This is a genomic window from Burkholderia sp. E168m22, from assembly GCF_001319805.1.
Taxonomy (GTDB): Bacteria; Pseudomonadota; Gammaproteobacteria; order Burkholderiales; family Burkholderiaceae; genus Burkholderia; species Burkholderia orbicola.
Window position 1 is genome coordinate 82,992 of sequence record NZ_BBSK01000035.1, and the last position, 19,336, is coordinate 102,327.

The following is a 19,336-nucleotide window of genomic DNA, read 5'->3' on the forward strand; positions in this document are numbered from 1 at the left end:
TTCGCCGCCGCGCAGATTGACGATTACGCCGAGAACGCGCGGATCATGCCCGCGGCGACCGTGTGATGCGTCGCCTCGTCGATCAGCACGAACGCGCCCGTACCGGGGTGCGCATCGTACGTGTCGCAGACGATCGGCTTTTGCAGCGTCAGCGCCACGCGGCCGATGTCGTTCATCTTCAGTTCCTGACGGTCGGTCGCGTGCGACAGCGTATGCACGTCGAGCACCTGCTTGACCGCGCCGATCTTCGCGAACACCGTGCTGGTGGTCTGCTTCAGCAGGTACTTGCGCTGCGGCGACAGCGGCGCCTCGTCGAACCAGCACAGGTCGGCCTCGAGCTTCTTGGCCGGCTCGACCGGCTCGGCGGTCGTGACGAACATGTCGCCGCGCGACACGTCGACGTCCTCTTCGAGACGGATCGTCACCGTCTGGCCCGCGAACGCGTGCGGAACTGCCGCGGTGCCGCCCGGCACCGGCGCGACGATCTCGGCAACCGTCGCGGTGCGGTTCGACGGCAGCACGACGATCGCGTCGCCGACCTTCACTTCGCCCGACTCGATGCGGCCCATGTAACCGCGGAAATCGTCAGCCGAGCTGCCGTCCTGGCGCGCGACCCACTGCACCGGGAAGCGCAGCGCGTCATGCGCCTGCGTCTCGACCGGCAGCGACTCGAGCACGTCGAGGAGCGGCTCGCCCGCGTACCACGGCATCCGCTCGCTCGCGCCGACGATGTTGTCGCCCTTCAGCGCCGACACCGGCACGAAACGCACGTCGGTCAGGCCGAGCTGCTTCGCGAGCGCGACGTACGCGTCGCGGATCTCGTTGAAACGCGCCTCGCTGTAGTCGACGAGGTCCATTTTGTTGATCGCGACGATCACGTGCTGCAGGCCGAGCAGCTTGACGATCGCGCTGTGGCGCTTGGTCTGCGGCAGCAGTTGCACGACGCCGTTCTCGACCGTGATGCGCGTCGCGTCGATCAGCACGATCGCCGCGTGCGCGGTCGACGCGCCCGTCACCATGTTGCGCGTGTACTGCTCGTGGCCCGGCGTGTCGGCGATGATGAACTTGCGCTTCGCGGTCGCGAAGTAGCGGTACGCGACGTCGATCGTGATGCCCTGCTCGCGCTCGGCTTCGAGGCCGTCGGTCAGCAGCGCGAGATCCAGCTCGTCGCCGACCGTGCGCTTGTTCTTCGCGCGCGACAGCGCGGACAGCTGGTCGGACAGCACGGCCTTGCTGTCGTACAGCAGGCGGCCGATCAGCGTGCTCTTGCCGTCGTCGACGCTGCCCGCGGTGATGAAACGCAACACGCCGAGGTCTTCGGTGTTCTCGATGATGCTCATGATGTGAATGTCCTCGTGTGCTTCAGAAATAACCTTGCTTCTTGCGCTGTTCCATCGCGGCTTCGGAGGCCTGGTCGTCCATCCGGGTCGCGCCGCGCTCGGTGATCTCGGTCACCGCCGTCTCGGCGATGATCTTCTCGACGTCGTCCGCGTCGCTCTCGACCGGGCACGTGCAGCTGATGTCGCCGACCGTGCGGAAGCGCACCTGCGCCAGCTCGCTCGTCTCGCCGTCACGCATCGGCGTGAGCGGCGTGACCGGCACGAGCAGCCCGTTGCGGCGCACGATCTCGCGCTGGTGCGCGTAATAGATCGACGGCAGTTCGAGGTTCTCGCGCGCGATGTACTGCCACACGTCGAGCTCGGTCCAGTTCGAGATCGGGAACACGCGCAGATGCTCGCCCTTGTGCAGGCGGGCGTTGTACAGGCTCCACAGTTCCGGGCGCTGCGCCTTCGGGTCCCACTGGCCGAATTCGTCGCGGAACGAGAAGATCCGCTCCTTCGCGCGGGCCTTCTCTTCGTCGCGGCGCGCGCCGCCGATCAGCGCCGTGTAGCCGTGCTGTTCGATCGTCTCGAGCAGCGTGACGGCCTGCGCGGCGTTGCGCGAATCGGTCTCGCGGCGCAGCACGACCGTGCCGCGCTTGATCGAATCCTCGACGTGACCGACCACCAGCTCGGCGCCGAGCTCTTGCGCACGGCGGTCGCGGAAGTCGATCACTTCCTCGTAGTTGTGGCCCGTGTCGATGTGCACGAGCGGGAACGGCAGCGTCGTCTTGCGGTTCGCGCCGAGGCCGAACGCCTTCAGCGCCAGATGCAGCACGACGACCGAATCCTTGCCGCCCGAGAACAACAGCGCCGGCTTGCTGCATTCCGCAACCAGTTCGCGCAGGATGTGGATCGACTCGGCTTCGAGCCAGTCGAGGTGGCCCATGCGGCTGTCGGCGCCGGTGGGCGGGGCAAAGGCGGATTGCTCGAGCGTCGTGCTCATGATTTCAGTCCTTCTCTTCTGGGTTCGTGCCGCCCGCTGTCGCAGGCGGCGCAATATTCAGTTTCTTATCGGGCGTTCAGTGCGCGGCGCCGGCTTCGGCATCCGCGGGAATCGGCGTGATCGTGATGTGCAGCCCGCATTCCTTCGTGTCGCGCGACTCCCACCACCAGCGGCCCGCGCGGCTGTCCTCGCCGGGACGGATCGCGCGCGTGCACGGCTCGCAGCCGATGCTCGGATAGCCGCGCGCATGCAGCGGGTTGACCGGCACGTCAAACGCCTTAAGGTACGCCCACACGTCGGCTTCCGTCCAGTCGGCGAGCGGGTTGTACTTCGCGATCCCGCGCGCTTCGTCCTGTTCTTCCTCGTGCAGCTCCGCGCGCGTGACCGACTGCTCGCGGCGCTGGCCCGTCACCCACGCGCCGACGTCGGCCAGCGCGCGGTTCAGCGGCTCGACCTTGCGGATGTGGCAGCACGACTTGCGCAGCTCGACGCTCTCGTAGAACGCGTTCAGGCCGTGCTCGGCGACATACTGGTCGACCGCGTCCTGCCGCGGGTGGAACTGCTCGATCTCGTAGCCGTAGCGCTCGCGCACGCGGTCGATCATGCCGAGCGTCTCCGCGTGCAGGCGGCCCGTGTTCAGCGAGAAGATGCCGATCGACACGCCCTTCGACAGGATCGCGTGCGTGAGCAGCATGTCTTCCGCGGCGAGGCTGCTCGCGAACTTCACCTTGTCGTGACGCTCGCCGATCTGCGCGAGCAGCGCGTCGAGGCGCTCGACCTTGGCGGCGAGTTCCGGCGTCAGCGCGGGGGCGGTCGCGGTGCTCATGCGCTCACCTTGGCGGCAGCCGCCTCGCGGCGGCGGAACAGCGGCGCCGGCTCGTCGAACGCGCCCTGGTAACGCTGCGTGAATTCCGTGAACGCATTCAGCGCGTCGTGGATGTCCTTGTCGGCACGCACCGCGAACGCGTCGAAGCCGCAACGCGACATGTACAGCAACTGGTCGCGCAGCACGTCGCCGATCGCGCGCAGCTCGCCGGTCCAGCCATGACGCTCGCGCAGCAGGCGCGCGATGCTGTAGCCGCGGCCGTCCGCGAAGCGCGGGAAGTCGACGGCGATCAGCGAGATCGCGCCGAAGTCGGCCACGAGATTGGCCGGTTCGCTGTCCGGCGCGAGCCACACGCCGAGTTCGTCCTTCGTCTTCGCGGCGACGAGCGCCGCGCGCCCGGCCTGCCACAACGCGAACGGCACCAGCACCTTGCCGGCCGGCAATGCGTCGACCGCGGGCAGCGTACCGTCTTCCGCCGCGCGTACGACCTGCCATGCGTCGTCGATCACTGCGCGGTTCTTGATAATCGAAGCCATCTGCAAATTCCCTCTACCCGGTTGATTACGCGTTCACTGCCTGGCGCGCCGCATACACGCGCTCCTTGAACGGCGCGATGCCGATGCGATCATACGTGTCGATGAAGCGCTCGCCGTCGATGCGCGCCTCGACGAACGTATCGATCAGCTTCGCGATCACGTCGGGCACTTCTTCCGCCGAGAACGACGGCCCGATCACGCGGCCGAGACGCGCGCCGTTGCGGCCCGTGCCCTGCTCGCCGCCGAGCGACACCTGGTACCACTCGGCGCCGTCCTTGTCGACGCCCAAGATGCCGATGTTGCCGACGTGGTGGTGACCGCACGAGTTCATGCAACCGGAAATGTTCAGCGACAGGTCGCCGAGGTCGTACACGTAGTCCAGATCGTCGAAACGCTGCTGGATCGCCAGCGCGATCGGGATCGACTTCGCGTTCGCGAGCGAGCAGAAGTCGCCGCCCGGGCACGCGATGATGTCGGTCAGCAGGCCGACGTTCGGCGTCGCGAAACCGGCCGCCTTCGCCTTTTCCCACAGCGCGAACAGGTCGCGCTTCTTCACGTTCGCGAGAATCAGGTTCTGCTCGTGCGACACGCGCAGCTCGCCCAACGAATACGCGTCCGCCCAGTCGGCGACCAGATCCATCTGCGCGTCGGTCGCGTCGCCCGGGGCCACGCGGTGGTCCTTCAGCGACAGCGTGACGGCCGCATAGCCCGGCACCTTGTGCGGCGCGACGTTACGCTCGACCCAGCGCGCGAACGCCTTGTTCTCGAGCAGGTGCTGTTCGAACGACGCGTCGGTGTCGGCCAGCTTCTCGTAGACGGGCGGCTGGAAGTACTGCGACACGCGGTCGATTTCGGCCTGCGTGAGCGTCGACGGGCCGTCCTTCAGGTGCTGCCATTCTTCCTCGACCTGCTGCGCGAACTTCGCCGGCGACAGCGCCTTCACGAGGATCTTGATGCGCGCCTTGTACAGGTTGTCGCGGCGGCCGTAACGGTTGTACACGCGCAGCACGGCTTCGCAGTACGTGAGCAGGTGCTGCCACGGCAGGTCTTCCTTGATCACCGCGCCGACGATCGGCGTACGGCCGAGGCCGCCGCCCGCGAGGATGCTCGCGACCACCTCGCCCTGCGCGTTCTTCTTCAGGTACACGCCGAGGTCGTGGATCTGCACGGCCGCGCGGTCACGCTTCGAGCCCGACACCGCGATCTTGAACTTGCGCGGCAGCCACGCGAATTCGGGGTGGAACGTCGACCACTGGCGCAGGATCTCGGCCCACGGACGCGGATCGATCTCCTCGTCCTGCGCGACGCCGGCGAACTGGTCGGCCGTGATGTTGCGGATGCAGTTGCCCGACGTCTGGATGCCATGCATCTGCACCGACGCGAGCTTCGCGAGGATTTCGGGTGTGTCTTCCAGCTCGATCCAGTTGAACTGGATGTTCGAGCGGGTCGAGAAATGGCCGTAGCCGCGGTCGTGTTCGCGGGCGATGCGCGCCAGCATCCGGAGCTGGTCGCTGCGCAGGTTGCCGTACGGAATCGCGATGCGGTGCATGTACGCGTGGCGCTGCATGTACAGGCCGTTCTGCAGACGCAGCGGACGGAATTCGTCTTCGCTCAACTCGCCCGACAGCCGGCGGCGCACCTGATCGCGGTACTGCGCGACTCGCTCGTCGACGATCGTCTGGTCGTATTGGTCGTACTGATACATTCGGGGACCCCAGGGTTTTCGTGGTGACTGCGCGACGTCCTAGCCACGTCGCGCCCGAATCTCCGTTCCGTCGTCACCGCCGCCAACCGCTGCCGGCTGGATTGCTAATGACGAAAACAGATATCCATATTTGAAAAACTCCGGTGAATCGTAATAAACTCGCCTTATATTTCAAACGACTAAAAAATTCTGTTGATATGCGGAAGGGTTATAAATGAACCTGCACCAATTTCGCTTCGTGCGCGAGGCCGTCCGGCAGAATTTCAACCTCACCGAGGCCGCCAAGGCGCTCTACACGTCGCAACCGGGGGTATCGAAGGCGATCATCGAGCTCGAGGACGAGCTGGGCGTCGAGATCTTCACGCGGCACGGCAAGCGCGTGCGCTCACTCACCGAGCCGGGCCGGATCATCCTCGCGTCGGTCGAGCGGATTCTCCAGGAAGTGGAAAGCCTTAAAAGGGTCGGGAAGGATTATGCAGCGCAGGACCAGGGCAACCTGACCATCGCGGCGACCCACACGCAGGCCCGCTACTCGCTGCCGGCCGCGATCGCCGAGTTCAAGAAGCGCTTCCCGAAGGTGCACCTGTCGATCCTGCAAGGCAGTCCGACGCAGGTGGCCGAGATGGTGATCCACGACCAGGCCGATCTCGCGATCGCGACCGAGGCGATCTCCGACTACAAGGAGCTCGTGTCGCTGCCCTGCTTCCAGTGGCATCACGCGGCCGTCGTGCCGGCCGACCACCCGCTGCTCGAACGCAAGCCGGTCACGCTCGACGATCTCGCTCAATACCCGCTGATCACCTACGACGATGCGTTCGCCGGCCGCAAGAAGATCAACCATGCGTTCGCGCTGCGCGGGCTGTCGCCGGACATCGTGCTCGAGGCGATCGACGCCGACGTGATCAAGACCTATGTCGAACTCGGCCTCGGCGTCGGCATCATGGCCGACATTGCGTTCAATCCCGAGCGCGATCGCGGCCTGCGGCTGATCCCGGTCGGCCACCTGTTCGGCAGCAACGTGACGCGCGTCGCGCTCAAGCAGGGCGCCTACCTGCGCAGCTATGTGTATACGCTGGTCGAACTGCTGTCGCCCACGCTGAACCGCAAGCTGATCGAGCAGGCGCTCAAGGGCGAAGCCGAATCGTACGAGCTTTGACGGACAGGTATGAACACGGGGGCGCACATTGCGCCCCTTTTCGTTGCCCGACGGAGATGGAGATTCCCGCATGACGCTTCCCGCCCTGTTGCGACGTCCCACCCTGTTGCGCCGCACCCGCCGCGCCGCCGGCGCCGCCCTCGTGCTGGCCTGCGCGGCCGCGCATGCCGACCTGAAGGTCGGCGTCGACCTGTCGTCGACCGGCCCGGCCGCCGCGATCGGCATCACGAGCAAGAACGCGATCCTGATGTGGCCGAAGACGATCGCCGGGCAACCCGTGCAGGTCACGGTGCTCGACGACGCGTCCGACCCGGGCGCGGCGGTACGCAACATCCGCAAGCTGGTCGACGAGGATCACGTCGACGTCGTGGTCGGCCCGAACATCACGCCGGCCGCGCTCGCGGCGCTCGACGCAGTGGCGGCCGCGCAGACGCCGATGATCACGCTGGTCGGCTCGGGCTCGATCGTCGAGCCGCAGGAGGGCGCGCGGACCTGGGCATTCAAGATGGCGCAGAGCGACCGCGCGATGGCCGACGTGATGACCCGCTACATGGCCAACCACGGCGTGAAGACGGTCGGCTTCATCGGCTTCGCGGACAGCTACGGCGACAGCTGGCTCAACGAATTCACGCGCTTCGCGGACCTGCGCAAGATCCGCGTGATCGCGACCGAGCGCTTCAACCGCACCGACGCGAGCGTCACCGGCCAGGCGCTGAAACTGATCGCGGCGAAGCCGGACGCGATCCTGATCGCGGGCGCCGGTACGCCGACCGTGCTGCCGCAGCGCACGCTGATCGAGCGCGGCTACAAGGGCCCGATCTACCAGACGCACGGGATCGCGACGCCGGAATTCATCAAGCTCGGCGGCAAGGACGTGGACGGGACGCTGTTTCCGACCCAGCCGGTGGTCGTCGCCCGCACGCTGCCGGCCGACCACCCGGCCCGCCAGGCCGCGCTCGCGTTCGTCGACGCGTACGAGGCGAAATACGGCGCCGGCACGGTCACGCAGTTCGCGGGCGATGCGGCGGGCGTGTACCCGCGCCTCGCCGATGCGGTCGGCCGCGCGCTGAAAGCGGCGCAACCCGGCACGCCCGCGTTCCGCGCGGCGCTGCGCCGCGAGCTCGAACGCGCGCACGAGCTCGTCGTGCCGAACGGCGTCGTCAATACCAGCGACAAGGATCACGTGGGGCTCGACCAGCGCGCGAGCGTGATGGGGATCGTGAAGCAGGGCCGGTTCGTGTACCTGAGCCAGTAGCAGAAGCAGCCGGTCGCCGGGCTGCTTGCCCGGTGCCCGGTTTTCCGCCATAATTCGCGTTTCGCCGCGCACAATCTGCATCGGGCGCGCGGCCAGGATCAAGCCCAGGTGGTGAAATTGGTAGACGCAGGGGACTCAAAATCCCCCGCCGCAAGGCGTGCCGGTTCGATTCCGGCCCTGGGCACCAGAATTTCGCAGCGTTATGCGCTGCCACTGTCGAAAGCGCTGCCACTGTCGAAACCCGCGCAAGCTCGCCGCTTCGCGGGTTTTTTGTTGTTGCGCCCGCATTCGCCGCAACAGGTGGCCCGCTCCGGTAGTCCAAGCATCAGGGAATGCCGACCATGGAGGCCGCCCATGTCCATGCGCGCGATTGCATGCCGGACCTGCCGCGGCGTGCTGGCGCTCGTGCTCGGCGGGTGCGACGTGCTGAGCGCGCCGCCCGTACCCGACTGGCCCGGCCCGCATGCGCCCTATCCGTTCCCGGACAACATTCCGCATCGCACCGAATGACCCGACGGCCGCCGTTCGCTCGGCAGACTCAGGCCATCAACTCGCGGACGAAGTCGAGAAACACCCTAACCTTGGCCGAAACGAGATTCGACGCGTGGTGATACGCATAAAGCGGAAAAGTCTCGTCGGCCCACTCGGGCAACAACTGCGCCAACCGCCCGTCGGCGAGGATCTCCCGCGCATAGAGCTCCAGCAGTTGCGCGATGCCGACACCGCCCAGGCAAGCGCCGAGCAGCCCGCCCGTATCGTTGACGGTCAACCTGCCGGCGACGTCGACCGGCACCACTTCCTTGCCGCGATGAAACTCCCATTCGTACGGTCGCCCCGTCACCGGATCGCGGATCAGCACGCAACGATGCCCGTCCGCGAGATCGCGCGGATGACGCGGTTCGCCATGACGCGCGACGTAGGCCGCCGATGCGCAGGTCAGCACACGCGTCTCGAGCAGCAGTCGCGCCCGATATGACGACGGCTCCGGGATACCGAAGCGCACGGCCACGTCGAAACCGTCGGCGACGAGGTCGCCCATCCGGTCCCGCACGCTGATCTCGACCGACAGATCGGGAAAGCGGTCGAGAAATTCCGCCATCCGCGGCGCCAGCACGTAGTGGCCGAACGTGCCGTCCACGTTGACCCGCAGCCGCCCCCTCACGCGCGCCTTCGACTGGCCGGCGTCGAGCGCCGCCTCCTCGATGCCGGCCAGCAGCGGCGCGACCGCCTCGTAAAAGCGTCGCCCTTCGTCGGTCAACGTGATCGCGCGGGCCGTCCGGTTGAAGATCCGGATGCCGACCCGCTCTTCCAGCCGGGCAACGGCGCGGCTCACCGCCGGTTGAGTCAGCCCCATCGCCTCGCCCGCCCGCGCGAAGGTGCCGGCCTCTATCACCGCGGAGAGCACACCGATACCGCTGAGCAGCCTGCTGTCGAATCCCATGAGACATACTTTCAGTCATTCATCGACTGATCATTATTCATTATTTTTATTGATCGCGGAAGCCTACAGTTGTCCTGTCGCCGGATCGAACGGCATTCATCCAGTCATCAGGAGCAGGACATGAGCACATCGGAACAGGTCGCCGTCGTCACGGGTTCGTCGCGCGGCATCGGCGCGGAAATCGCCCGCCAACTCGCCCGGGACGGCTTCCGGGTCGTCGTCAACTATGCCGGGAGCGCCGGCCCGGCCCGCGAAGTGGTCGACGCGATCGTCGCCGACGGCGGCCATGCGATCGCGGTGCAGGCGAACGTCGCCGACCCGGCGGCCGTGGCCGCGCTGTTCGACGCCGCGCAACACGCATTCGGCGGTCTGGATGTGGTGGTCAATTCCGCGGGCGTGATGAAGCTCGCGACCATCGCCGACTGCGACGATGCGCTGTTCGACGAAACGCTCGCCATCAACGTGAAAGGCACCTTCAACGTCTGCCGCGAAGCGGCCAGGCGGGTGCGCGACGGCGGATGCATCATCAACCTGTCGACCAGCGTGATCGGCATGCGCATGCCGACTTACGGCGTGTACGTCGCCAGCAAGGCGGCGGTCGAAAGCCTCACGCAGGTGCTTGCGCAGGAAATGCGCGGGCGCGGCATCCGCGTGAATGCCGTCGCGCCCGGGCCGGTCGCGACCGAGCTGTTCCTGCAGGGCAAGAGCCCGGAACTCGTCGAGCGGCTCGCGAAGCTGAACCCGCTCGAGCGGCTCGGCCAGCCCGACGACATCGCGCGCGTCGTCGCGTTCCTCGCCGGCCCGAACGGCGCGTGGATCAACGGCCAGATCCTGCGCGCCAACGGCGGCATGTGCTGACGCCCCCTCGCCGCCACCTCATCTTTCTGCCAGGAGATCGCTCATGAAGGAAGTCGTCCTCGTCACCGGCGCGTCCAGCGGCTTCGGCTTGCTGACGGTCCAGGCGCTCGCGCGCGCCGGTCACACGGTCTATGCATCGATGCGCGAGCGCGCCGGGCGCAACGCGCCGCGCGCCGCCGCCGTCGCGGCCTATGCGCAGGAACACGGCGTCGACCTGCGCAGCCTCGAACTCGACGTCGGCGACGACGCATCGGTCGACGCCGCCATCGAGCGCGTGATCACCGACAACGGCCGTCTGGACGTCGTCGTCCACAACGCCGGCCACATGGTGTTCGGGCCGGCCGAAGCCTTCACGCCGGAGCAGCTTGCGCAGCTCTACGACGTCAACGTCGTGTCGACCCAGCGCGTGAACCGCGCGGCGCTGCCGCACCTGCGCCGCCAGGGCCGCGGCCTGCTCGTGTGGGTGTCGTCCTCGTCGGCGCGCGGCGGCACCCCGCCGTTCCTCGCCCCCTACTTCGCCGCGAAAGCCGCGATGGACTCGCTCGCGGTGTCCTACGCCGCCGAACTCGCCCGCTGGGGCATCGAAACGTCGATCGTCGTGCCGGGCGCGTTCACCCGAGGCACGAATCACTTCCTCCATGCGGGCAAGCCGGCCGATACCGCCGTGCAGGCTGCGTACGACAGCGGGCCGTACGCGGGCGTCGCCGATCAGGCGTTGACGGGCCTCGCCGCGCTCGAACCGGCGGACGCCGACGCCGGCGCCGTCGCCACGGCGATTGCCGAGCTCGTCGCGGCGCCGGCCGGCAAGCGCCCCTACCGCGTGTTCGTCGACCCGTCGCAGGACGGCGCCGAGGAAGTGTTCCGTGTCGGCGATCGCATCCGCCGCGAGATGTTCCGGAACATCGGGCTCGCCGATCTGCTCGCGCCGCGTGTCGACGGCTGATTTCTTCGCGCGCCGGGCCGGCCGGCGCGCGTCAATCCCGCTCGCAGAAGCCGAGAATCGCGTCAGCGACCGCCGTCGCGGATTCGCGCTGCGGGAAGTGCCCGATGCCGTCGAGCACCTGCCGCTCGTAGCGCCCGGCGAAGAACCGCTCGCGCCCGACCGAGCTGTCCGGATGATTGCAGGTGTCCGCGCCGCCGTGCAGCACGAGCGTCGGTACCGTCAGCACGGGCGCCGGGTTCAGCCGCGCGTCGTCGTCGGCATAAGCCGGCGTGCCTGGCGCGAAGCCCCAGCGCTGCCGGTACGAATGCAGCACGACGTCGATCCAGTCGGGTCCGTCGAACGCGGCGGCCGCCGCGTCGAAATCGCTGTCGCGATACCAGCCCGGCGGCGACCACGTATCCCACATCAGGCGCGCGAACGCGCGGCGGTCGTCGCGCAGCGCCTGCTCGCCGCGCGGCGTCGCCATGAACCAGTGATACCAGTAGTTGCGCGCCTGCTGCAGCGACAGCGGCTGGGCGGGATCGTTGGTGCCGTAGCCGACCGACAGCATCACGAGCTGCGAGGCAACACCGTCGCGTAGCCCGCATGCGTTCGCGGCCGCGCGGGCGCCCCAGTCGTGTCCGACCAGCACGGGCCGCTCGATACCGAGCACATCGACGAATTCGAGCAGGTCGCGCCCGAGCGCGGCGAGCTGGCCGCTGCGCGGCACGGACGCGTCACGAAAGCGCGTCGGCGCGAAGCCGCGCAACGCAGGGGCGAGCACGCGGTAGCCGCGTGCGGCGAGCGCCGATGCCACCGCCTCCCAGCCGACCGGGCTGTCCGGCCAGCCGTGCAGCAGCACGGCCACGCGTTCGCCGCGCGGATTCCATTCGAGATAGGCAATGTCGAGCGACGCGGTCGTCGCATGCGCATAGGTCGTCATCGTGTACTCCGTGAAGTCACCGTGAACCTACGATGGTAGGTCGGTCTTTCATCACAATTCACGGAGTATCATGATTCATTCTTCAATTCTTGCGTTGAATCGATCCATGCAACCGCCGACCGACCCCGCGTCGACCACGCTCGACATCGCGCTGCTGCGCACCTTTCTCGAGGTCGTCGACCGCCGCGGGTTCGCGCCGGCCGCGGAACGCCTCGCGCTGACGCCGTCCGCGGTGAGCGGCCACATCAAGCGGCTCGAACAGGCGGCCGGCACCGTGCTGCTGGCGCGCACCACCCGCCGGATCGCGCTCACGCCGGCCGGCGACACGCTGTACGCGTACGCGCGCAACATCGTCGACATGGAACGCGAGGTGCGGGCACGGCTGCGCGGCGCGCCGGCGCACGGGCCGCTGCGGATCGGCGCGTCGGAGGATTTCGCGGGCACGTGGCTGCCGCAGGTGCTGCGCACCTTCCGCGACCGCCATCCGCGCGCATCGATCGAACTGAAGGTCGGCATCACCGCATCGCTGCTGCGGGAGCAGACGTTCGGCCGGCTCGACGTCGTGTTCGGCAAGCAATGCCGACAGGTCGACACGCCTGGCGAACTGCTGTGGGAAGAGCCGCTCGTCTGGGCCTTCGCGGCCGATACGGCGCTCGACGCCGAGGAAGGCGTGCCGCTCGCGCTGTTTCCGGAACCGTGCGTGTACCGGGAAGCCGCGGTGTCCGCGCTCGCCGCGGCGCTGCGGCCGTTTCGCGTGCTGTTCGAAAGCGCGAGCATGGCCGGCTGCATGTCGGCCGCGCTCGCCGGCTTCGCGGTCACGGCACTCGCACGCAGCCAATTGCGCGACGGCTTGCGGGAATGCGGGCCGCACGACGGCCTGCCGGCGCTGCCGGCCGCACGCTTTTACGCATTCGCGTCGAAACCCTCAGGCGCCGGCGCCGCGCTGATCGACGCGGTGCGGGCCACCGGGCGCACGCGGCAGTTCGCCGCCTGAACACGCGCTGTGCGCTCGTCGCACGGGCCGCCTCGCACCGGAGCCGATCGGCCGGCGAGCAGCAGGCCTGCCCACTGGATACCGGCACGATGCCGCCGTCAGTCGCCGCTGCCGCGCGCGCCCGCGTCGTTCAACGCATCCGCCATCAACGCGCCGAACCACTCGATGAACGCGTTGAGCCGGCGCGAGCGATGCCGGCGGTGCGGATACACGGCCGATACGTCCATCGGCTCGGCGCGGTGGCCGGGCATCACGTCGACGAGCGCGCCGCTTGCGAGCAGATGCTCGACGTCGAAGCGCGGAATCTGGATCAAGCCCATTCCGGCGATGCAGCCGGCGATATAGGTTTCGGCGTTGTTGACGATCACGCGGCTCGGCAGTGTCAGCGTGTGCCGCTGCCCGTCCGCGCAGTATTCCCAGCCGAGCTCGCGCCCGGTCGTCGGCGACGCATAGCCGATCGCCCAGTGCCCGTGCGCGAGCGCGTCCGGATGCTCGGGTACGCCGCACTCGCGCAGATAGTCGGGGCTCGCGCAGTTGATCAGCGTGAACTGCCCGAGCGGCCGCACGACGAGGCTGCTGTCCGCGAGCCGCCCAACGCGGATCGCGCAATCGACGCCCTCCTGCACGAGGTCGATCGAGCGGTCCGTCGAGCCGAGCGACAGTTGCAGCTTCGGGTGGCGGCGAAACAGCGACGGCAGCGCGGGCGCCACGACGCGGCGCGCGATCCGGCTCGGCACGTCGACGTTCAGCCGCCCGACCACGTCACGGTCGCGGCGCCGAAACAGGCGGTCGAGTTCGTCGGCCTCCGCGAGCAGGCGCCGGCCGCGCTCGAGCAGCAGCGCGCCGTCGGCGGTCAGCTGCACCTGGCGGGTCGTGCGGTGCAACAGACGCGTGCCGAGCGCCGTCTCGAGCTGCTGGACGGCCGCCGACACGGTCGCGCGCGGCACGTCGAGCGCATGCGCGGCCTTGATGAAGCTGCCCATCTCGGCAACCTGCAGGAAGATCCTGACCTGATCCAGCTTGTCCATCGGCGGGAAACCCGGGTTCGAACGACGGTCGCCGCCGGCCGCCGCGCATCGCGGCCGGCTTCGGCGGCACAGAGAAAACGGGCGCGCGGCCTCGTGGTCGCGCGCCCGTCCATTGTCCACGCAAACGCGCCAGTGCGGTGCGCCGCGCGGCCGGCAAGCGCCCCGGTTACTTGGTCGTATAGCCGCCGTTGATCAGGATCGTCTGGCCGGTGATCCACCAGCCGTCGGTCACCAGATGGCGGATGAACGGCACGACGTCCTCGATGTCGGTCAGCCCCGTCTTGCTGAACGGCGACAGCGCGGCGGCCGTCTTGTGATACGCGACCGCATCGGCGCCTTCGGCCGGATAGAAGAACGGCGTGTCCATCGGGCCCGGCCCGACGGCCGTCACCGAGATCCCGCGGGCGCCGTACTCCTTCGACGCCGCGCGCGTGAAGTGCTCGACCGGCGCCTTCGATCCCTCGTACGCCGCGTAGAACGGCGTGAACGCGCCGAGCAGCGACGTCACGAGCGTGACGAGCTTGCCGTGATCCTCGAGATGCCGGCCGGCTTCCTTGATGAAGAAGAACGCCGACTTGCTGTTGACCGCGAACATCTCGTCGTATTCGGCCTCGCTGATCTCGGTGAACGGCTTCTTCAGCACCTTGCCGACCGTGTTGATCGCGATGTCGATCTTGCCGAAGCGCTGCTTCGCGTCGTCGAACAGCCTCTCGACCGCGGCGGCCGTCGTCAGGTCCGCCTGGAACGTCGCGGCCTCCGCGCCGGCCGCGCGCACCGCGGCAGCCGTCTCCTCGGCCTGCGCCTGCGACGCCGCGCTGTTGTAGTGAATCGCCACCGCCTTCGCGCCGTGGCCCGCCAGGTCCCGGGCGATCAGGCCGCCGAGGTTCTTTGCGCCGCCTGCGATCAGGACGACCTTGTCTGCGAGCGTATGAGTTGCCACGGTTGACTCCTTTTTTCGTTGAACGAAGCTAGGAGTGTAGGCATGCGCGACGCGCCGGTCAGCCGGCCGCGGCTGGATGGATTATCCAGAAAACCGATCCAATCAAAGCGGCACAAGGTGGTCTGCCGCACCGACGGCGACACCGGATTCTGAAGCCGAGCGCGGCCGCGGGCCAGGTCAGCGCGCGTACAGCGCCGCGTCGATCTTGCCGAGCAGCCACTGCATGCCGGCCAGATGCTGCTGGTCGTGGCTGCACAGGTAATGGACGAGCCCGCGCACGGTCAGCGAACCGTAGCCGTCGAACTCGCCGGTACGCTCGAACTGTGCGGGCGTGAGGCGCGACAGCCATTCCAGCGTTTCGCGTCGTGCGTCGCGGATCGCCGCAAGCACGTCGGACGCATACGCGTCGTCGTAGCGCCGCTCGATCGCGAGCGCGTCGCCGTCGATCGACACGAGCAGCGGGTGGTCTTCGTCGAGCATGCGCCGCAGCCGCACGTGATAGCCGTCGATCTCGATGTCGCGCACATGGCAGAGCTGCCCGAGCGGCGAGAAATGCTCGCTCGGCATGCCGGCCCAGTCGTCGGGTGTCCAGCGCGCATAGCCGTCGGGCACGGCCGCGAAATGCGCTTCGAGCTGACGAGGGAAATCCGCGAGTGCGTCGAGCGTCGTCGGATTCATGCGGGAGCCTCCTGTCGGATAAAGGCGGGCGGCAACCCTGGCACGGGCCTGCCGCCGCCGTTGCGTCACTTCACGCTGAAGCCGTACGCGCCCTGCGTGCGATGCCCGTCGGTCGCGACGGCCACCCACTTCACCGTATACGCGCCGGTGCCGAGCGCCGTGAGCGGCACCGTCATCCGCTTGCGGTTCGACGCGTCGATGCGCGCGCGGTCGTTCGACACCGTCTTGCCGTCGCCGTCGACGACGACGATCGAGCTGAATGCCGGCTCCAGCGGCTCGGTGAAGTCGATCGTGACGGCCGCCGGTGCGGCGGCCAGCGCCGCGCCCGCCGCCGGGTCGCTCTTCGCGAGATGCGCATGCGCGAACGCGGCCGACGAAACGGTCGCGGCCGCGATGACGGCGGCAGCGTGGCGGCCGAACGGGAATGAATCGAAAGGCATGGACTTTCCGTGAAGAATGAACGGGTGCCGCGCGCTGCGCGGCGTCCCGGCAGCTTACCAGCGCGGGCGCGTTCATGCCGCCCATGCGCCGGTGCTTGATAGAATGCGCGCGCTATGGATCTCGAAAGCATTCTCTACACCCAGGGCTTCGGCTCGCGCCGCCAGTGCCGCGGTCTGATCGAAGCGGGCCGCGTCGCCGTCGCGGGCGCCGCCGCGACCGACCCGGACGCCACCTTCGACACCGACGGCCTCGTGTTCTCGGTCGACGATACGGCGTGGCCGTTCCATGCACGCGCGTACCTCGCACTCAACAAGCCGGCGGGCTACGAGTGTTCGCGCGATCCGCAGCACCATGCGAGCGTGTTCAGCCTGCTGCCCGCGCCGCTCGTCGCGCGCGGCGTGCAATGCGTGGGCCGGCTCGACCAGGACACGACCGGCCTGCTGCTGCTGTCCGACGACGGCCAGTTCGTGCACGCGTACACGTCGCCGAAGCGCAAGGTGCCGAAGACCTACGTCGCGACCGTGCGCCACCCGCTCGACGACACGCAACTGCACGCGCTGCGCACCGGCGTGCAACTGCATGGCGAACCGAAGCCGATCGCGGCCGTCGCCGCCGACGCCCGCGACACGCATGCACTCGCGCTGACCGTGCTCGAAGGCAAGTACCACCAGGTCAAGCGGATGGTCGCCGCGGCGAGTAACCGCGTCGAATTGCTGCACCGCGAAAGCATCGGCGGGTTCGCGCTGCCGGCCGACCTCGCGCCCGGCGCATGGCGATGGCTCGACGAAGCCGACCTTGCCGCGCTGCGCAATTCCGTCAAAACCCTGTAAGGGAAAATCCGCACGACCGTTCGGTGCCTGGCCGCGTCTCGGCCGCAGGTTCCCCCGCTATACTGAAATCACAAGCTGCAAGAGCAGCGATGCAGGGGGAGGCATCATGAACATCAACCATTCTTTCGAACTGTCGTCGGTGATGATCGCGTTCGCGGTCATCGGTGTCATCGTGATCGGAGGCCTGCTGGCCACGATGCATCTGAAGCACAAATATCATCCGAACCTGATCGGCGCGCTGATCGGTGCGCTGCTGTGCTTCCTGCTGATCGAGGCGTTACCGGCGCTCACCTGACGCGCTGGCCGGCGCGAGCGTTTGAAGGAAATCGTCTACGGTCGGATAGCGCAACGTCACGCACAATTCGGCCTTGAGCCGTGTGTTGGACAGGCGCCGCGACTCGCGCATGAACGACAGCAGCGTCGGCTCGAGCAGGCGCTCGGCGTCCGCGCGGCTCACGCGCGGCGGCTTCGGCAGGCCGAGCACCTGCGCGACCCGGTCGAAATACTCTCCCATCCGCCATTCGGTGTCGTCCGACGCGTGCACGACGCGCGCCGGCTTGCCCTGCTCGGCCGCCCGGCGCAGGATCGCCGCGAGATCGTCCGCATGGATGTGGTTCGTGTAGACGTCGTCGGCCGGCTCGAGCGCCGGCGTGCCGCGCTCGAGCCGCGCGACCGGCAGGCGGTTCGCCGCGTAGATGCCGGGGATGCGCACGATGCGTGCGGACAGCACGCCGCGCACCGTCGCCGCACGCAGTTGCCGCTCGGCCGACACGCGCCGGAACGCGCGCGGATTCGCGGGGCGCAGCGGGTGCGTTTCGTCGATGCGCGCGCCGCCGCAGTCGCCGTAGACGCCCGTCGTACTGGCATAGACGAGCGTCGGCGCGCGAAGGCCCTCGGGTACAATACGCGCTGCCCGAACGGGCGCGCCGGCCTGTCGCGCCGCGGTGCGCAGCGTTCGGAGCCGGCCGACCGCCGGGGCCGGCGGTGCCGCCGGCCGACGCGCGGGCATGGACGTTGCGGCGATCAGCGCACGCGTGCGCCGGTCGTCACGGCCGTCGGATGGCGGCGGCGCGAGATGCAGGATCGTGCGGGCGAGGCCCGCGAGACGGCCGAGCGCCGCCCGGCGATCGAGGTCGCCGACGATCGGCGTCGCGCCCGCGGCGCGCAGTTCGTCGCGGCGAGCCGGATGGCTCGTCAGCGCGAGGATACGCAGGTCGGGGCGCGCGTTACGCCATTGCGCGACGCAGCGCATGCCGACGTCGCCGCAGCCGACGATCAGTACGCGCGGCCGGCGCAGGATTCGTGTCGCGATCATGTTGGTTGCGAAATCAGTAGCCGCCGTTGCGCGACGCGCAACGGCTTTGCATTGTAGCTGCCGTGCGCGACATGCACGGTCCCCCCATTTTGTTCTAGTTTGGTTCTATGGCATTCAACGTCACTCTCAAGCAAAGCGGCCGGCAATTCCAGGTCGAGTCGGACGAAACCGTGCTGGCGGCCGCGCTGCGCCAGAACGTCCATCTGCCGTACGGCTGCAAGAACGGCGCGTGCGGCTCGTGCAAGGGCCAGATCGTATCGGGCCAGATCGAACAGGGCCCGCATGCCGCGTCGGCGCTGTCCAACGACGAACGCACGCGCGGCCTCGCGCTGCTGTGCTGCTCGAAGGCGCAATGCGACCTCGAGATCGACGTGCGCGAGATCGCCGGCGTCGACGGCGTGCAGGTGAAGAAGCTGCCGTGCCGGATCGCCGCGCTCGAACGCAAGGCCGACGACGTGATGGTCGTGAAGCTGCAGTTGCCCGCGAACGAGCGCCTGCAGTACCTCGCGGGCCAGTACGTCGAATTCATCCTGAAGGACGGCTCGCGCCGCAGCTACTCGATGGCGAACGCGCCGCACGAGGAAGGCCCGATCGAACTGCACATCCGCCACATGCCGGGCGGCAAGTTCACCGACCACGTGTTCGGTGCGATGAAGGAGCGCGACATCCTGCGCTTCGAAGGCCCGCTCGGCACGTTCTTCCTGCGCGAGGATTCCGACAAGCCGATCGTGCTGCTCGCGTCGGGCACCGGCTTCGCGCCGATCAAGGCGATCATCGAGCACGTGAAGCATTCGGGCATCACCCGCCCGATGACGCTCTACTGGGGCGCGCGCCGCAAGAAGGACATCTACCTCGCCGAACTCGCCGAGCAGTGGGCGCGCGAGATCCCGAACTTCAAGTACGTACCGGTGCTCTCCGAGCCGGACGACGCCGACCAGTGGACGGGCCGCACCGGCTTCGTCCATCGCGCGGTGATCGAGGATCTGCCCGATCTGTCGGGCCACCAGGTGTACGCGTGCGGCGCGCCGGTGATGGTCGAATCCGCGCAGCGCGACTTCACGCAGCACCACGCGCTGCCGGCCGACGAGTTCTACGCGGACTCGTTCACGAGCGCCGCCGATCTCGCGCATCCGGTCTGAGCAC

The 19,336-nt window shown here is 68.2% G+C and carries 21 protein-coding genes and 1 tRNA gene; 10 read left to right on the forward strand and 12 right to left on the reverse strand.

From position 1 onward, the window contains the following. Positions 1-23: 23 nt before the first annotated feature. The 5 genes from AP428_RS09940 to AP428_RS09960 form a co-directional block, all read right to left on the reverse strand. A complete protein-coding gene (locus tag AP428_RS09940; protein ID WP_011545985.1) occupies positions 24-1,340 on the reverse strand; it encodes a sulfate adenylyltransferase subunit 1 in 1,317 nt (438 codons plus the stop codon). Between the two features lie 22 nt (positions 1,341-1,362). Then, positions 1,363-2,325: a sulfate adenylyltransferase subunit CysD gene (gene cysD, locus AP428_RS09945; protein WP_006478076.1), complete on the reverse strand. Its 963-nt coding sequence runs from the start codon at positions 2,323-2,325 to the stop codon at positions 1,363-1,365. A gap of 76 nt (positions 2,326-2,401) precedes the next feature. After that, entirely contained in the window at positions 2,402-3,151 is a 750-nt protein-coding gene (locus AP428_RS09950; protein WP_011545986.1) for a phosphoadenylyl-sulfate reductase, read from the reverse strand. Continuing rightward, the gene (locus AP428_RS09955; RefSeq protein ID WP_011545987.1) at positions 3,148-3,687 is read right to left on the reverse strand and encodes a DUF934 domain-containing protein; all 540 of its coding nucleotides are present in this window, start codon (positions 3,685-3,687) and stop codon (positions 3,148-3,150) included. The genes AP428_RS09950 and AP428_RS09955 overlap by 4 nt, the downstream gene beginning before the upstream one ends. 25 nt (positions 3,688-3,712) lie before the next feature. Then, positions 3,713-5,392, reverse strand: a complete 1,680-nt coding sequence (locus AP428_RS09960) for a nitrite/sulfite reductase (protein ID WP_011545988.1) — start codon at positions 5,390-5,392, stop codon at positions 3,713-3,715. A 214-nt stretch (positions 5,393-5,606) separates the two neighbouring features. Between AP428_RS09960 and AP428_RS09965 the strand changes: the two genes are divergently transcribed. The 4 genes from AP428_RS09965 to AP428_RS37145 all read left to right on the forward strand — a co-directional run bounded on the left by AP428_RS09965 (position 5,607) and on the right by AP428_RS37145 (position 8,313). After that, on the forward strand, positions 5,607-6,548 hold the full coding sequence (locus AP428_RS09965; protein ID WP_006478072.1) for a CysB family HTH-type transcriptional regulator: 942 nt from the start codon (positions 5,607-5,609) through the stop codon (positions 6,546-6,548). A gap of 70 nt (positions 6,549-6,618) precedes the next feature. Continuing rightward, positions 6,619-7,803 carry an ABC transporter substrate-binding protein gene (locus tag AP428_RS09970; protein ID WP_011545989.1) on the forward strand — a complete coding sequence of 395 codons (1,185 nt, stop codon included), beginning with the start codon at positions 6,619-6,621 and terminating at the stop codon, positions 7,801-7,803. Positions 7,804-7,905: 102 nt separating this feature from the next. Next, positions 7,906-7,990: transfer RNA gene (locus tag AP428_RS09975), tRNA-Leu, on the forward strand. Between the two features lie 167 nt (positions 7,991-8,157). Further along, a complete protein-coding gene (locus AP428_RS37145) occupies positions 8,158-8,313 on the forward strand; it encodes a hypothetical protein (protein ID WP_166488150.1) in 156 nt (51 codons plus the stop codon). Positions 8,314-8,341: 28 nt separating this feature from the next. Here the strand turns inward: AP428_RS37145 and AP428_RS09980 are convergent, their stop codons facing one another. Then, entirely contained in the window at positions 8,342-9,244 is a 903-nt protein-coding gene (locus tag AP428_RS09980) for a LysR family transcriptional regulator (RefSeq protein ID WP_011545990.1), read from the reverse strand. Positions 9,245-9,364: 120 nt separating this feature from the next. Between AP428_RS09980 and AP428_RS09985 the strand changes: the two genes are divergently transcribed. Together AP428_RS09985 and AP428_RS09990 are read left to right on the forward strand one after the other, a co-directional pair. After that, complete coding sequence (locus AP428_RS09985; RefSeq protein WP_011545991.1) at positions 9,365-10,102, forward strand: SDR family oxidoreductase; 738 nt, start codon at positions 9,365-9,367, stop codon at positions 10,100-10,102. Between the two features lie 43 nt (positions 10,103-10,145). After that, a complete protein-coding gene (locus tag AP428_RS09990; protein ID WP_011545992.1) occupies positions 10,146-11,045 on the forward strand; it encodes an SDR family oxidoreductase in 900 nt (299 codons plus the stop codon). Between the two features lie 31 nt (positions 11,046-11,076). On the opposite strand, the gene AP428_RS09995 is transcribed toward AP428_RS09990, so the two are convergent. Then, positions 11,077-11,967 carry an alpha/beta fold hydrolase gene (locus AP428_RS09995; RefSeq protein WP_011545993.1) on the reverse strand — a complete coding sequence of 297 codons (891 nt, stop codon included), beginning with the start codon at positions 11,965-11,967 and terminating at the stop codon, positions 11,077-11,079. 106 nt (positions 11,968-12,073) lie between these two features. Here AP428_RS09995 and AP428_RS10000 point away from each other — a divergent pair, with 106 nt between their 5' ends. Further along, positions 12,074-12,961: a LysR substrate-binding domain-containing protein gene (locus tag AP428_RS10000; protein ID WP_041489238.1), complete on the forward strand. Its 888-nt coding sequence runs from the start codon at positions 12,074-12,076 to the stop codon at positions 12,959-12,961. A gap of 98 nt (positions 12,962-13,059) precedes the next feature. Here the strand turns inward: AP428_RS10000 and AP428_RS10005 are convergent, their stop codons facing one another. From AP428_RS10005 to copC, 4 genes are all read right to left on the reverse strand, one after another. Beyond that, entirely contained in the window at positions 13,060-13,989 is a 930-nt protein-coding gene (locus AP428_RS10005) for a LysR family transcriptional regulator (protein ID WP_011694365.1), read from the reverse strand. 166 nt (positions 13,990-14,155) lie between these two features. Beyond that, positions 14,156-14,929 (reverse strand): SDR family oxidoreductase, encoded by a 774-nt coding sequence (locus AP428_RS10010; protein ID WP_011545996.1) that lies wholly within the window; start codon positions 14,927-14,929, stop codon positions 14,156-14,158. 177 nt (positions 14,930-15,106) lie between these two features. After that, positions 15,107-15,607, reverse strand: coding sequence for a DinB family protein (locus AP428_RS10015; RefSeq protein ID WP_011545997.1), 501 nt, complete (start codon positions 15,605-15,607; stop codon positions 15,107-15,109). 65 nt (positions 15,608-15,672) lie between these two features. Next, positions 15,673-16,047: a copper homeostasis periplasmic binding protein CopC gene (gene copC / locus AP428_RS10020; RefSeq protein ID WP_011545998.1), complete on the reverse strand. Its 375-nt coding sequence runs from the start codon at positions 16,045-16,047 to the stop codon at positions 15,673-15,675. 114 nt (positions 16,048-16,161) lie between these two features. Between copC and AP428_RS10025 the strand changes: the two genes are divergently transcribed. Together AP428_RS10025 and AP428_RS10030 are read left to right on the forward strand one after the other, a co-directional pair. Next, positions 16,162-16,878 carry a 16S rRNA pseudouridine(516) synthase gene (locus AP428_RS10025; RefSeq protein WP_011545999.1) on the forward strand — a complete coding sequence of 239 codons (717 nt, stop codon included), beginning with the start codon at positions 16,162-16,164 and terminating at the stop codon, positions 16,876-16,878. Positions 16,879-16,984: 106 nt separating this feature from the next. Then, positions 16,985-17,173, forward strand: a complete 189-nt coding sequence (locus AP428_RS10030) for a hypothetical protein (RefSeq protein ID WP_011546000.1) — start codon at positions 16,985-16,987, stop codon at positions 17,171-17,173. Here AP428_RS10030 and AP428_RS10035 read toward each other — a convergent pair. Further along, entirely contained in the window at positions 17,156-18,193 is a 1,038-nt protein-coding gene (locus AP428_RS10035) for an NAD-dependent epimerase/dehydratase family protein (protein WP_011546001.1), read from the reverse strand. The two genes, AP428_RS10030 and AP428_RS10035, sit on opposite strands and share 18 nt — an antisense overlap. A 107-nt stretch (positions 18,194-18,300) precedes the next feature. Here AP428_RS10035 and AP428_RS10040 point away from each other — a divergent pair, with 107 nt between their 5' ends. Next, on the forward strand, positions 18,301-19,332 hold the full coding sequence (locus AP428_RS10040) for a CDP-6-deoxy-delta-3,4-glucoseen reductase (RefSeq protein WP_006478058.1): 1,032 nt from the start codon (positions 18,301-18,303) through the stop codon (positions 19,330-19,332). The last annotated feature ends 4 nt before the right edge of the window (positions 19,333-19,336 follow it).